The sequence below is a fragment of the Sphingomonas ginsenosidimutans genome (assembly GCF_002374835.1).
Lineage (GTDB): Bacteria > Pseudomonadota > Alphaproteobacteria > Sphingomonadales > Sphingomonadaceae > Sphingomonas > Sphingomonas ginsenosidimutans.
Window position 1 is genome coordinate 20,141 of the sequence record NZ_NWVD01000010.1, and the last position, 12,919, is coordinate 33,059.

The 12,919-nt window shown below is 65.3% G+C and carries 12 protein-coding genes; all 12 read right to left on the bottom strand.

The window, feature by feature from the left end:
* Positions 1-52: 52 nt before the first annotated feature.
* Genes COA17_RS16060 through COA17_RS16115 form a run of 12 tightly spaced genes read right to left on the bottom strand, consistent with a single transcriptional unit; the run spans position 53 to position 12,904 of the window.
* On the bottom strand, positions 53-802 hold the full coding sequence (locus COA17_RS16060) for an HAD-IIB family hydrolase (RefSeq protein WP_007406852.1): 750 nt from the start codon (positions 800-802) through the stop codon (positions 53-55).
* Positions 799-3,300, bottom strand: coding sequence for a heavy metal translocating P-type ATPase (locus COA17_RS16065; protein WP_096613822.1), 2,502 nt, complete (start codon positions 3,298-3,300; stop codon positions 799-801). The genes COA17_RS16060 and COA17_RS16065 overlap by 4 nt, the downstream gene beginning before the upstream one ends.
* Positions 3,297-3,905: a cation efflux transmembrane domain-containing protein gene (locus COA17_RS16070; RefSeq protein ID WP_007406859.1), complete on the bottom strand. Its 609-nt coding sequence runs from the start codon at positions 3,903-3,905 to the stop codon at positions 3,297-3,299. Before COA17_RS16070 ends, COA17_RS16065 begins: the two co-directional genes overlap by 4 nt.
* Complete coding sequence (locus COA17_RS16075; RefSeq protein ID WP_007406853.1) at positions 3,902-4,588, bottom strand: ZIP family metal transporter; 687 nt, start codon at positions 4,586-4,588, stop codon at positions 3,902-3,904. The genes COA17_RS16070 and COA17_RS16075 overlap by 4 nt, the downstream gene beginning before the upstream one ends.
* 3 nt (positions 4,589-4,591) lie before the next feature.
* Entirely contained in the window at positions 4,592-4,975 is a 384-nt protein-coding gene (locus tag COA17_RS16080; protein WP_007406861.1) for a hypothetical protein, read from the bottom strand.
* Positions 4,976-4,980: 5 nt separating this feature from the next.
* On the bottom strand, positions 4,981-5,868 hold the full coding sequence (locus COA17_RS16085; protein ID WP_007406841.1) for a bestrophin family protein: 888 nt from the start codon (positions 5,866-5,868) through the stop codon (positions 4,981-4,983).
* A 31-nt stretch (positions 5,869-5,899) separates the two neighbouring features.
* Complete coding sequence (fliE, locus tag COA17_RS16090) at positions 5,900-6,241, bottom strand: flagellar hook-basal body complex protein FliE (protein ID WP_007406845.1); 342 nt, start codon at positions 6,239-6,241, stop codon at positions 5,900-5,902.
* 45 nt (positions 6,242-6,286) lie between these two features.
* Positions 6,287-6,661: a hypothetical protein gene (locus tag COA17_RS16095; protein WP_007406844.1), complete on the bottom strand. Its 375-nt coding sequence runs from the start codon at positions 6,659-6,661 to the stop codon at positions 6,287-6,289.
* Entirely contained in the window at positions 6,658-7,146 is a 489-nt protein-coding gene (locus COA17_RS16100) for an SRPBCC family protein (RefSeq protein WP_043060768.1), read from the bottom strand. The genes COA17_RS16095 and COA17_RS16100 overlap by 4 nt, the downstream gene beginning before the upstream one ends.
* A 53-nt stretch (positions 7,147-7,199) precedes the next feature.
* Positions 7,200-10,445 (bottom strand): efflux RND transporter permease subunit, encoded by a 3,246-nt coding sequence (locus COA17_RS16105; protein WP_007406862.1) that lies wholly within the window; start codon positions 10,443-10,445, stop codon positions 7,200-7,202.
* Between the two features lie 3 nt (positions 10,446-10,448).
* Positions 10,449-11,627: an efflux RND transporter periplasmic adaptor subunit gene (locus tag COA17_RS16110; protein ID WP_004212877.1), complete on the bottom strand. Its 1,179-nt coding sequence runs from the start codon at positions 11,625-11,627 to the stop codon at positions 10,449-10,451.
* Positions 11,627-12,904: a TolC family protein gene (locus COA17_RS16115; protein ID WP_013039111.1), complete on the bottom strand. Its 1,278-nt coding sequence runs from the start codon at positions 12,902-12,904 to the stop codon at positions 11,627-11,629. The genes COA17_RS16110 and COA17_RS16115 overlap by 1 nt, the downstream gene beginning before the upstream one ends.
* Positions 12,905-12,919: the final 15 nt, after the last annotated feature.

Consider the following 12,919-nt stretch of genomic DNA (forward strand, 5'->3'; position numbering starts at 1 on the left):
AGCGCCTTGAAGGCGCTCGTGATTAAGGCGAGGATCGTGAACATCTGCGAACCTACCGGTGCAGACATGCGATGATGGCGGCCACGACGGCGGCGGTTTCCGCAACGTCGCGCACCCTGACCGTGTCGAGGCCGATCTCGACGGCGGGATAGTCATTTCCACCGGGGAAGATCGCATCGCCGATGAACAACATGCCGTCGAGCGGCACGCCGCTTTCGGCGCTCAGGCGCTTCAGGCCGTAGCCTTTGTCGACCCCTGCCCTCGTCACGTCGATCGATGTCGTACCGCCAAGATTGATCGAGAGGCCCGGCAGCACTGCGCGCAAGGTCGCCTGCAATGCAGTGCGTTTTTTCCGATCCCGGTCCCATCCCTCCTTTTCCTTCAGCGGCGCCGCCTGCCCCAGCCCCGAAAAGGTAATCTGGCTGCCGCGATCCTCGATCCGCTCGCCCCATATGCGTTCATCGGCGAGGCCGGCATCGGCCAGCGCCCGGTCGAAGGCCGCGCGGATCTTCGCCTTCTCCGCATCGTCGAACAGCTCGGCATAGACCACGCACCAAGCCCCATCGATGAAGCGATAGAGCTTGGTGCCGGTGGTCGGCATCAACCAGAGGCGGTCGAGCGCTGCGTCCGCAGGCAAGCGCGACGCGACCTGCTTTTCGAATTGTGGCCAGTCCCCGCCCGAGATCACCGCCACATCGGTAACGGCGAGCAACCGGGCGATGATCGCGGCCATATCCTCCGATAACGGGCGTTTGCTCTCCGCGAGCGTGCCGTCGAGGTCGAAAGCGACCAGCCACTTCATGCCGCGTTCCCCGCCGGGTCGCGGTAGGCGAGCAGCCGGAGCGCGTTGATGACGACGAGCAGTGTCGATCCCTCATGGACCGCCACCGCTGGCCCGATGCCGAGGCCGAGGATGGTGGCAGGCACGAGGAAGGCGACGACGCCCAGGCTGACGAACACGTTCTGACGGATGATGCCGCGCGTATGACGGCTCAGGCCGACCGCGAACGGCAAGTGCGCCAGGTCGTCGGCCATCAGCGCTACGTCGGCCGTCTCGAGCGCTACGTCCGACCCCGCCGCGCCCATTGCGATGCCGACCGTGGCGCTCGCCATCGCGGGCGCGTCGTTCACGCCGTCGCCGACCATCGCGACCTTGTCCTCGCCGGCAAGCTTCTTGATTGCGGCCACCTTGTCTTCGGGCATGAGGTCGCCCCACGCCTCATCGATTCCGACATCGTTGGCGATCGCTTCGGCGACCTTCTGGTGATCGCCGGAGATCATTATCATCCGCGACACACCCATCTCGTGCAGCCGGCGCAGCGCGGTCTTGGCCGCTTCGCGGGGCGTGTCCATCAGGCCGATCGCGCCTAGGTCGCGGTCTCCCTTGCGGACGACCATCGTCGTGCGGCCGTTCTCGCGCAGCTTCGCGATCGCGTCCTGCGCCCCCTGCCCCAGCGCCGGTATGCCCTCGCCCCCAAACATCTCGGCCTTGCCGATCCACACCGTCTCGCCATCCACGCTCGCGGTGACGCCACGACCGGTCAGGCTCTTGAGGTCGCCAGCGGTGGGCAACGGGCGCCCATTCAGGCGTTCGCGGCCGTCGTTGACGATCGCTTGGGCCAGCGGGTGATCGCTCAGCGCCTCGACAGCGACGGCCAGCGACAGCAGCTCGCCTTCGTCGGTGCCGTCGACGGGCACGACATCGGTGATGCGCGGGCGCCCTTCGGTCAGCGTGCCGGTCTTGTCGAAGGCGATCGCCTTCAACGAGCCGAGGTTTTCGAGCGGCGCACCGCCCTTCACCAGCACACCGCCACGTGCCGCGCGCGCGACGCCGGACAGGACCGCGCTCGGCGTCGCGATCGCGAGCGCGCAAGGGCTCGCTGCGACCAGTACCGCCATCGCGCGATAGAAGCTGTCGCGGAACGGCTCGTCGATGACCACCCAGGCGAACAGCAGCAGCACCGACAGGATCAGGACGGCGGGCACGAAGATGCGCTCGAACCGATCGGTGAAGCGCTGCGTCGGCGACTTCTGCGTCTCCGCCTCGCTCACCATCTTCACCACCTTGGCGAGCGCGGACTCGTTGGATCGGCGCGTCACCTCGATCTCGATCGCGCCGCCGCCATTGATCGTGCCGGCAAAGACGCGGCTCTCCGCCTCGACCGCATCGGGCTTGGCGCGGGCGGCTGCCGCGTCCGCGACCGGCACCTTGTCGACCGGGATGCTCTCGCCGGTCACCGGGGCTTGGTTGATCGCGCTCGTGCCCGTGATGACGAAACCATCGGCGGGAAGGCGTTCGTTTGGTCGGACGATAGCAATATCCCCGACAACCATCTCCTCGACCGGGATTTCGCTGGTCTGCCCGTCACGTCGCACGGTCGCGGTTTCGGGCGCGAGCTTCGCCAGCGCCTCGATCGCCTTCTTGGCGCGTCCCATCGCGTAATGCTCAAGCGCATGGCCAAGGCTGAACAGGAACAGCAGCAGCGCGCCTTCGGCCCATGCGCCCAGCGCAGCGGCGCCGGCGGCAGCAACCAACATCAGCGTGTCGATCTCGAACTTCTTCAGCCGAAGATTGTCGATTGCCTCGCGCAGCGTGAAGAACCCGCCGAAGAAATAGGCTGCGATGTAGCAGGCGGTCGGCAGCCAGTCCGGTGCACCGGTGGCCAGCTTCTCGATCGCGTAGCCAATTCCCAGCAGCGCGCCGCAAGCGAGCGCAAAGATCAACTCGGTGTTGGGACCAAGAAAATCGGCATGGCTATGGTCGTGACCGTCGCCAGGACCGTGTTTCTCCTCGCCCGCCCCGTGCCCACCGGGACCATGGTCATGGCCGGCATGGTCGTCGGCGGCGACCCGCTTGCCCACCCGGACCTTCAACTTGCGAAGCGCCGAACGCACCTCCTCTTCGGTGGCCTCGCGGCGGTCATATTCAACCCGGACAGACCCACTGGTACTGGCACTCGCCTGCACCACGCCCGGCAGCGCGCATAGCGCGTCACTGACGGTGCGCGCCCGACGCTCGTGGCTGATCCCCGTCACCTGCCAGATCGCATGGCCGTAGCGTTCGGTGATTTCGGCGCCCGCGGCGCGCACCATCTCGCGCAAGCGCGGCAGCGGCAGCTTGGCAGCGTCGAAATGGATGCACAGGGCCGCCGGCGTGTCGCCGTCGAGGCAGATCACATGCGCCCGCTCGACGCCTTCGCGCTTTGACAGGGTTGATACGAGACGGTCCAGGCAAGCGTCGGCCGCGTCAGGAAGGTCCGGCAACAATACTGGAATATCGAGTTCGAGCTTGTCGTTCATGACGACCTCCTTTCGCTTTTCTTGGTTTCGGCGCGCGCGTCGCGCAGGATTTCGACACCGCCCTTGATGGCGATGATGGCGGTAGCGAAGCCGACCAGAAGGTCCGGCCAGTTGGTGCCCAGCCACAGCACCAGCACGCCCGCGATCAGGATGCCGCCATTGGAAATGAAGTCATTGAAGCTGAAGGTGGTGGCGGCCCGTAGGTTAACGTCCGGATCCTTGAGCCGCTGGAGCAGCCGCAGGCAGAGGTAGTTTACGACGCCGGCGATCGCCGACATGACCATCATGGTCGGTCCGATCGGCTCGCTCCCCTGCACATAGCGTCGCCCGACATCGATCAGGATGCCGCCCGCAAAGATCAGCAGCATTACCCCCGATGCGATCGCGGCGCGCGTCTTCCACGTCTTACCGTGGGTCAGCGCGACGAGGCTGAGAGCGTAAACGGCGGTGTCGGACAGATTGTCGACGCCGTTGGCGATGAGCGCACTTGAATCGGCGAACGCGCCGGATACGAAAAAGCCCGCTGCGATTGCTGCGTTCAGCAGCAGCACGATCCAGAGCGTGCGACGCTCCTGCGTGCCCGCGTTGTCGTTGCTCGCATTCATCCCATGATCTCCTCGAGCGTCAGGAGGGCGAGGAACCCTACGAAGAACATCGAGCTGATGAGCGGGGTGTCAGGCTTCTCGTGCGCCTCAACCAGCAGCTCTTCCGTGACGAGGTAGAGCAGCGCCATCAGCCCAAAGCTCAGGAAGCCAGCGACCATTACCGGCGAGAGCGTGGCGACAGGAACGGCAGCGAGCGCGCCGATCGGCAGCAGCAGCGCCAAGGCCGAGACGATCACGATGATGCGCAGGCGCGAGCGATAGGTTTCCGCCAGCTCGTTGGTCAGTGTCAGACCCAGGAAGAGCACTTCGAGTGTCAGCGCGATCGTCAGCAGAAATCCCGCCTTCTCGCCCGCGACGAACGCAAGGCCGAGCACCAGGCCATCGACCAGGATGTCGATGCCGATCGCGGCGAGCAGCGCCATCGGCCCCTTGAAGCGGGCCTCGAAAGCCTTGAGACCCAGCATCGTTACGACGCCCGCCGCCCCGCCGATCAACGTCGCGCTGGGCGAAGCCTCATGCTTGACCTGCGGCAGGATTTCAGTCGCTGCCGCCGCGAACACGACGCCGGCAGCAAGATGCTGTAGCCCCGCCACGAGGCCAGGATTTAACTTTGTGCGGCTCGCGATGATCGCGCCGATTACGACCGCCAGCACAGGCGCAAGCGTGTAAAGCAGTGCCTGCATATCCTATGATCCCTCCGGGGTTCGGTGACAGACGTGGATTTTCCCGCGCCGCATGAAGGCGATCGCCCCGCCCGCCACGACCGCCCGTGACTGGTTGCCGCGAAATTCATCACCGGTTCGCTGGGCGCGCAGGATCTCGGTCCTGCCCTTCGGCAGCCAGGTGACGGCCATCTTCAGGCCGTCGTCGATGAAGTCGACATCGGCGCGGGTGCCGTCGTCGCAATACATGATGCGCTGCGCGATCAGCCTTGGCGTCACACGCTTGTCATGAGCCGGTTCGACAGGTTCGCTCGGAGCCGGGTTGCACGCCCCTACAATCACGCCGGTGACGAGAACGGCGCCAACGCGCGCGATCGTGAGCCCGGGCAGATGCAGCAAGGCGCGCATGCCCATCACCACAGCACCCCGTGATCAGGTGTCAGCGGCTCGGGGGCCGGAAGTCCCGCGGTTTGGAGAAGGTCGATCTCGATCGTGCGGCACATGGCCGTGAGCGGGACATCGTGGACGCTATTGGCGAACGGATCGGTCAGATCCTCGCCGATGCTCAGCACCGCGAGGAAGACGAGTCCGATCAGCGTCGATCCGATCGGCGTGGCAAGGCCCAGGGATTCGACCAGCGCGATCGGGAGCAGCACGCAGAACACACGCGTGAAGAGGTTCGGGAAGAACCGAAAGCCATTGGGCAGCGGCGTGTTCTTGATCCGCTCCATGCCGCCCTGCGCATTGGCGATGTCGATCAGGACGCGCTCCACAGTTGCCTGCTGGATCTCGGTGATCCGACCTTCCGCGAGCGCGTCAGCGTAAATGCCCGATATGTCCTCCAAGAGCGCATTGGCAGGGTTCAGGCGAGTGACCGCCATATCGGCGACCTCCGTTCCGGCGACCCGGGCAATTTCTTCATAGGGCGACTGTCGGCGAAGCTGGCAGCGCATCGAGTGCGCAAAGGCGATCTGCCTCAGGATGATGTGGTGCCGTATCTCACTGCCCTCGGGTTCCCCCTTGGTCAGGCTGCGCGTGATCCGGGCCAGACTGCGCGAGGAATTGATGAGCGCGCCCCAAAGAGTTCGCGCTTCCCACCAGCGTGCATAAGCGGCGTTGGTCCGAAACCCCATGAAGAGCGCGATGGCAGTGCCGAACAGCGCCGTCGGCAAAGGCGGTTCCTTGATCGGGGTCATCATGTGGAATGCCGTCACCGCCACGTCCCACACGAACAGGATCGTGAGGGGCTTCCAAACCTCGACAATAATCTGCGTAAATCGTGGCCTTGTGCCGACAATCATACCAATACCGCCTTAGTTATCTCCGCGATCGTCATCCGATCGGCATGTTCATGATGTCTCGATATGCAGACAGCAGCTTGTTCCGGACTTGCAGCGTCGCCTCGAACGTAATGGATGCACGGCTCTGGATGAGCGCGACGGTCGCAATGTCGGTGGTTTCGCCCCGTTCATATGCTTCGGTGACGACATCCTCCTGCTCCTGGGTCTCGTTGACCTTCGCCACCACGGCATTGAGGGTGTCGGCAAAGGTTGAGGCTGGAGCGGTCGGCGTCACGCCGGGCGGTGCCGTCGGCTGCGCCTCGCGCAAGGCGCGGCTTCGCGCGATCACTTCGGCGCGAATGGCCATCACATTCGAGATCGACGTGTCAGACATCGTTTCTCTCCCGTTGCAGTGCGACGTGTCGGAAGACAGGACGGTTCATCGGGTGCCCTCCCGTTCGCAGGTCCGCGTGCGGCCTTCGCCTTCCACGATGGTGAGCTGCGACCCCTTGAAGGTCGCGGTGGCTGTCTCGCCGACATATTGGAGGCCCTGCGCTGGCGCGGTCAGCGTCATGGGCACGGCGCTGCTGGAGCGCCGCAAATCGATCTGCAGGCCGTTGTCCTTGTAGTCGACGAACAGCGGTTCCCCGTCGGAACAGCGATAGGGATGGCGCCCCATTTCCCCGGTCGCCACGGCGCTGTCGGACGAATGGATTTGCTGCTCCGTTGGCGGGGCTGGCGGCTTGCTTTCCGTGCAAGCCGCCAGCCCGATAACGAGGATGAGGGCGGGCAGAACCCGCTTCAACGGCGTCATCGCGCCTTCCTCCTGTACCGGGAGGGGACGCGCTGACGATTGATCCCACGGGCAGGCTGACCCACCCGCCAGCGCAGATAGGTTGCGAGGCGATCGTCAGCCTCGATCATCAGGGACCGCAGGCGACGCAACATCATCGCCGCGAACGGCAAAGACAGCGCCCCGCGCAGCGTGCAGCTATGTGTTAGCCTGGTGCCACCGTCGTCCCCTGCCAGCTCGTACCGCTCTTCGAGCGTGAACAGATAAGGGATGCCGCAGGACCAAGCGAAGGCGTGCGGCTTATCGAATCGATCAATCCGTGCTGGCGTCCGAATTGGTCGGGTGATGCCCTGGATCGCGAAGGTACATTCCGTCTCGCCAAGCTGGCACGGGTTGTCGAGGAATACGAGCGGACTCCAAGCCCGACGATGATCCGGATCGGTGATCGCCGACCAGATCCGCAGTGGCCCGCCGTGAAGCATTGAGCTGGTTATGGTGCGAGGCATATCCCCATCTCCCAGAGATGAGCGGGGCGATCGCGGATCGCCCCGCTCACCCTTCAGGCCAAGTCGTTCACGAAGGTCTGACCGTGGTCGTCCCCTTCATGCTCCTCATTGTAGTGCTCGGGCTTCTCGATCACTTTCTGCCCGAACCGGGCGTAGAGCGTCGGCAGCACGAACAGCGTCAGCAGCGTTGCCGAGATCAGGCCGCCGATGACGACGGTCGCCAATGGCTTCTGCACCTCCGCGCCCGCGCCTTCGCCAAGCGCCATCGGCACGAAGCCGAGGCTGGCGACGAGCGCGGTCATGACGACGGGCCGCAGACGCTGCATTGCGCCGACATGGGCCGCCTCTTCGCGCGATAGCCCCGACCGGATCAGGTCCTGGATCGAGCTGACCATCACGAGGCCGTTGAGGACCGCGATGCCCGACAAGGCGATGAAGCCAACCGCCGCCGAGATCGAGAAGTCCATGCCCCGCAGGAACAGCAGCAGAACGCCGCCCACCAGCGCGAAGGGCACGCCGGTGAAGACGATCGCGGCATCGCGGACCGATCCCAATGCCCCGTAGAGGAGCAACAGGATCAGGATGAAGCAGGCCGGAATGACCAGCTTCAGACGTTCGCTTGCCGATTGCAGGTTCTCGAACTGGCCGCCCCATTCGAGATAGGCACCAGCGGGCAGCCGAACCTGGCTACCGATCGCCGCCTGCGCGTCCGCAACGACACTGCCGACGTCGCGACCGCGCACATTGGCTTGCACCACCACGCGACGCTTCCCGTTCTCGCGGCTGATCTGGTTGGGACCATCGACCACCTTGATGTCGGCGACGCTCGAAAGCGGCACATAGCCACCCCCCGCCAACGGCACCTGCACCTGTTCGAGAAGGCCGATGTCCGCCCGTTGCGCTTCAGAGAGCCGTATCACGACCGGAAAGCGCCGATCGCCCTCGAAGATCTGGCCCGAGGTGCGCCCGCCGATTGTCGCGGTGACGATGTCCTGCACATCTTGGGCAGTGACGCCCAGACGCGCCATTGCGTCGCGATTGACGCGAATGTCGAGCATGGGCAGGCCCGTCGTTTGCTCGACCTTCACGTCCGCTGCGCCCTGCGTCTTGCGCAGCACCGCAGCAACCTGCTCGGCCGTCCGGTTCATTTGTGTGAAGTCGTCGCCGAATACCTTCACCGCGATATCGCCGCGAACGCCGGCGATCAGCTCGTTGAAGCGCATCTGGATGGGCTGGGTGATCTCATAGGCATTGCCCGGGAACTTCGCGAGATTACCCTCGATCCGACTTACCAGCTCCTCCTTGGGAAGGTCGGGGTTCGGCCAGTCCTTCCGCGGCTTCAGGATGACGAACATGTCGGTCGCGTTCGGCGGCATCGGGTCGGCCGCCAGCTCGGCGGTGCCCGTCTTTGAATAGACGAACGCCACCTCCGGTTGCTTCGACATCATCCTCTCGATCGGCACCTGCATCGCCTGACTCTGCTGGACCGACGTTGCCGGGATGCGGAGCGACTGGATGAGCAGATCGCCTTCATCGAGCTGCGGCAGGAACACCGAGCCGAGCGTGGTGAAGGCAAGCGCCGCCACCACAAGGCTGCCGACACCCGCCCCGATCGTCAGGGTCGGGCGCTTCATCGCCCGGTCGAGACCGGGTTCGTAGCGCTTCTTCAGCCATGTGATGATGCGGCCGTCCTTCTCCTCCACCTTTTTGGACAGCCAGATCGCGATCATGGCGGGGACGAAGGTGAGCGACAGGATGAAGGCGAAGCCGAGCGCGATGATGACGGTGAGCGCCATCGGCACGAACGTCTTGCCCTCCACGCCGGTCAGCGTGAGTAGCGGCACGTAGACGAGGATGATGATCGCCTGTCCGTAGACCGAGGGCCGGATCATCTCGCGCGCGGCGGCTGCCACGGTCGCGAGCCTTTCCTTGACGCTCAGCAATCGGCCTTCATGATGCTGTTGCTCGGCAAGCCTTCGCAGCGCGTTTTCAACGATGATGACGGCGCCGTCGACGATCAGACCGAAGTCCAAAGCCCCAAGGCTCATCAGATTGGCCGAGACCCCAGCGCGCAGCATACCAAAGCCTGTCAGCATCATGGTGATCGGGATGACCAACGCCGCGATCAGGGCCGCACGGAAGTTGCCGAGCAGCAGGAAGAGCACGACGATGACCAGCACCGCGCCTTCGGACAGGTTTTTCGCGACCGTCTTGATCGTCGAATTGACCAGCTCGGTGCGGTTCAGCACCGGCTGAATTACGACGTCAGGAGGCAGCGAAGCGTTGATCGTCTTCAGTTTCTCAGCGACCGCGGTCGACACGATGCGGCTGTTCTCGCCGATCCGCATGATCGCCGTGCCGACGACGACTTCGGTACCGTTCTCCGATGCCGAACCCATGCGGATCGCCTGACCCGTCTTCACAGTCGCAACTTGTTCTACCGTGATCGGCACGCCGTTACGTGTCGCGATCACGGTCCTGGCCAACTCGCTGGCATTGCGAACGAGCGCATCCGAGCGAACAGCCAGACCTTCGCCATTGCGATTGACGAAGCCACCGCCGACGCTGGTGTTATTGCGCTCCAGCGCATTTCCCAGGTCCGTCAGCGTGATGCCGAGCGAGGCCAGCTTCTGCACGTCGGGCACGACGAGGAACTGCTTGGCGTAACCGCCAATCGAGTCGACACCGGCGAGGCCCGGTGTGGTCTTCAGAAGCGGCGTCACGATCCAGTCCTGCGCGGTGCGCAGGTAGGTCGCCTTGTCCTCTTCGGTCGTCAGTCGCTCGCCCTCTGGCGTGATGTAGCTGCCATCGGGCTGTTGGCCCGGTTCACCGGGCTTGTGCTTGTCGTCCTCGCGATGATCGAGACGAACGGTGTACATGTACACCTCGCCCAGGCCTGTCGCGATCGGACCCATTTCAGGGTTCACGCCGTCGGGCAGATTCTCTTGCACGCCCCGCAGACGCTCGCCCACCTGCTGGCGGGCGAAATAGATGTCCGTCGCGTCCGAAAAGACCGCCGTGATCTGCGCGAAGCCGTTGCGGCTCAACGAGCGCGTATATTCCAGGCCGGGGGTGCCGGCGAGCGCGGTTTCGATTGGAAACGACACCTGCTTCTCGACCAGCTCGGGCGAGAGGGCAGGCGCGCGGACGTTGATCTGGACCTGATTGTTGGTGATGTCCGGCACCGCGTCGATCGGTAGCCGGTAGAGGGAAAAGGCGCCGATGGCGGCGACGATGACGGTGAGGAGCAGGACTAGCCAGCGCTTCTCGACCGCCCAGGTTACGATACGGGCGATCATGGCTTAATCCTCGTGGCTCGCTTCGCCCTTGCCGATCTCGGCCTTGAGCGTGAAACTTCCGGTGGTGGCGATCTGTTCGTTGCCGGTCAGGCCCGACCGGACGATCACCGTGTCGCCCGACGCATCGCCGAGCTGGACCGGGGTCGCCTTGAAGCCGGTGGGCGTGCGCACGAACACGACCGACTTGCCCTCGAAACTCTGGACCGCCGTCGTCGGCACGCGGACCGCCCCGCTCCCGCCGCTGCCCGTGAGCTGCACGGCTGCCGTCACAGGCTCGCCGACCCGCCATTCGCCACCGCGATTGTCGAGGGTGGCGAGCGCAGGCACGAGCCGCGTCTGCGGATCAAGCGCCGGCGACACGAAGGTCACGCGGGCGGTCGCCTGACGGCCTGCCGCCTTCACCAGCACCGTATTGCCGGGACGCACCCGGCCCGCATCCTCGGGCTTGAGATTAAGCGCGATCGACACCTGGCTCAGGTTGGCGATGCGATAGAGTTCGGCATCCGCCGCGACCGTTTGTCCCAGCGTCACGGGGCGCGCAATGATCTGGCCCGAGATCGGCGCGGCAATGCCGAGCCGGTTGAGCCCGCCGCCGCCGACACCCGCCGCCGAAACCATGCTCTGCGCCTGCGTCAGGGCGATCCGCGCCTCCGTCGCCGCTGTGCGGGCGGCGATCAGATCCTGTTCAGGGGAGACTCTCTGCGCGAACAGCCGCTGTTCGCGCGCGAGGTTCGAATTAGCGAGCTGAAGCCGCGCCCGCGCCGCCTCGACCTCGCCCTTGATCTGCGCCGCCTCGCGGCTTTCGATGACCGCAATGGTCTGGCCGCGTCCGACCGATTGGCCGAGGTTACGGGTGAGCGCGACCACGCGTCCCGCAATTGCGGCCGAGACGACCTGCGTTCCCTGTGGGTCGCCCTCGATGATCGCGGGCAGCTCGATCGTCCCGGCCCCGCCGATGATCGGCCGTCCGACCTGGACGCCCGCTGTGGCGATCTGGTCGGCACCCAATGTGACGACGCCTTCACCGGCATGACCGCCTTCAGCACCGCCCTTTTCCGTGCCCGCTGCCGTCTCATTGGCAGCTGCGCCTTCGGCAGTTGCCTCGTTTCCGCCATCCTTGCCGCCGCAGGCAGCCAAGAGCAGGGCGAGCGACGCCGCGCCCGCGAGATAAAAGCTCTTCATCACTGATTCCCCCCATTGGGCGCACGAGCGGTCAGTCGCTCCACTTGCGCGCGGGCATTCTGGTAATTGGCAAGCGCGTCGATCGCGGCGACCCGCGTTTCGGCGAGCGTGCGTTCAGCATCGAGCAATTCGAGCTGGCCGAACTTGCCCTCGCGATAGCCGATCCGCGCGATGCGGGCGGCCTCCTGTGCAGCCGCCAGCGCCGGCCCCGACGCCGCACGAGCCGTCGTTGCGGCATTGGCCGCCTGCGCCTGCGCGTCCGTGATCGCCTGTTCGATGTCGAGCGCGGTCACGCGGCGCTGCGCATCCGCCTGGGTCCGCTGCGCGGTCGCCTGCGCAATCGCGGCGCGACCATTGTTGAACACCGGGATCGGGATCGACACGCTGAACACCGCCGCCATGTCGTTGGTCGCTTCCAGGCGGCGGATCGACGGCCCGACGTTCAGGTCAGGCACGCGATTGGCGCGCGCGAGCCGCACGCCGGCTTCGGCAATGGAGAAATCCGCGTTGGCTGCCGCCAGCGCGAGTGTGCCGGTCGTGTTGACCGGTGCCAACGGCCCATAGACGTTCACATCGGGAAGGCGATCGAGCAGCGTGTCATCGAGCAGGCCGTCGATCGGCCGTCCGATCCGACGCGCCAGATTGGCGCGGGCCGCCTCGGCCAAGCGAAGCTGCCGCTCCACATTGGCGTCGGCATTGATACGCGCGACATCCGCGCGCTGTTGCTCGAGTGGCGATGCCCGCCCTGCCTGCACGCGAACGCTCGCGGCCCGCAGCGCATCGCTGGCGATCCGGGCCTGATCGCGGGCTGTCATTACCCGGCGATCGGCCGCGACCGCTTCGACATAGAGCTGCGTTACCTGAAGCCGGACATCCGCCGCGATGATCGCGGCCTGGATCTCGGCCCGGGACAATTGCGCATTGGCGACCGCGACGCGGGCGCCGCGCTTGCCGCCTAGCTCGATCGGGATCGCAAAGCCGACCGTGGTTTCCGCGCTGCGGACCCCCCGATACGGCCCGGAGCCGATGACATTCTCGACTTGGCCTTGAACCACCGGATTGGGCCGCAAGCCGGCGACTGTGCGACCTGCACGGGCCGCGTCGATTCCAGCTGTCGCCGCTTCCGCAGCAGGGGCCGAACCGCCCGCTGCACTGACCGCTTGGTCAAGCGTGTAGACCGGCGCATCCTGCGCAACAGGCGCGGACGGTCCGACCTGCGCCTGCGCCATCGTGGCGCAAGACGCTGCGGCCAGCATGGCCGCGAGGATACGATTCATGAAAATAGGACTCCT

What these genes read in the sequence shown, in the direction of transcription:
- COA17_RS16060 (WP_007406852.1), bottom strand. Translation starts at nt 802, where the DNA reads ATGAAGTGGCTGGTCGCTTTCGACCTCGACGGCACGCTCGCGGAGAGC.
- COA17_RS16065 (WP_096613822.1), bottom strand. Translation starts at nt 3,300, where the DNA reads ATGAACGACAAGCTCGAACTCGATATTCCAGTATTGTTGCCGGACCTT.
- COA17_RS16070 (WP_007406859.1), bottom strand. Translation starts at nt 3,905, where the DNA reads ATGAATGCGAGCAACGACAACGCGGGCACGCAGGAGCGTCGCACGCTC.
- COA17_RS16075 (WP_007406853.1), bottom strand. Translation starts at nt 4,588, where the DNA reads ATGCAGGCACTGCTTTACACGCTTGCGCCTGTGCTGGCGGTCGTAATC.
- COA17_RS16080 (WP_007406861.1), bottom strand. Translation starts at nt 4,975, where the DNA reads ATGCGCGCCTTGCTGCATCTGCCCGGGCTCACGATCGCGCGCGTTGGC.
- COA17_RS16085 (WP_007406841.1), bottom strand. Translation starts at nt 5,868, where the DNA reads ATGATTGTCGGCACAAGGCCACGATTTACGCAGATTATTGTCGAGGTT.
- fliE (WP_007406845.1), bottom strand. Translation starts at nt 6,241, where the DNA reads ATGTCTGACACGTCGATCTCGAATGTGATGGCCATTCGCGCCGAAGTG.
- COA17_RS16095 (WP_007406844.1), bottom strand. Translation starts at nt 6,661, where the DNA reads ATGACGCCGTTGAAGCGGGTTCTGCCCGCCCTCATCCTCGTTATCGGG.
- COA17_RS16100 (WP_043060768.1), bottom strand. Translation starts at nt 7,146, where the DNA reads ATGCCTCGCACCATAACCAGCTCAATGCTTCACGGCGGGCCACTGCGG.
- COA17_RS16105 (WP_007406862.1), bottom strand. Translation starts at nt 10,445, where the DNA reads ATGATCGCCCGTATCGTAACCTGGGCGGTCGAGAAGCGCTGGCTAGTC.
- COA17_RS16110 (WP_004212877.1), bottom strand. Translation starts at nt 11,627, where the DNA reads ATGAAGAGCTTTTATCTCGCGGGCGCGGCGTCGCTCGCCCTGCTCTTG.
- COA17_RS16115 (WP_013039111.1), bottom strand. Translation starts at nt 12,904, where the DNA reads ATGAATCGTATCCTCGCGGCCATGCTGGCCGCAGCGTCTTGCGCCACG.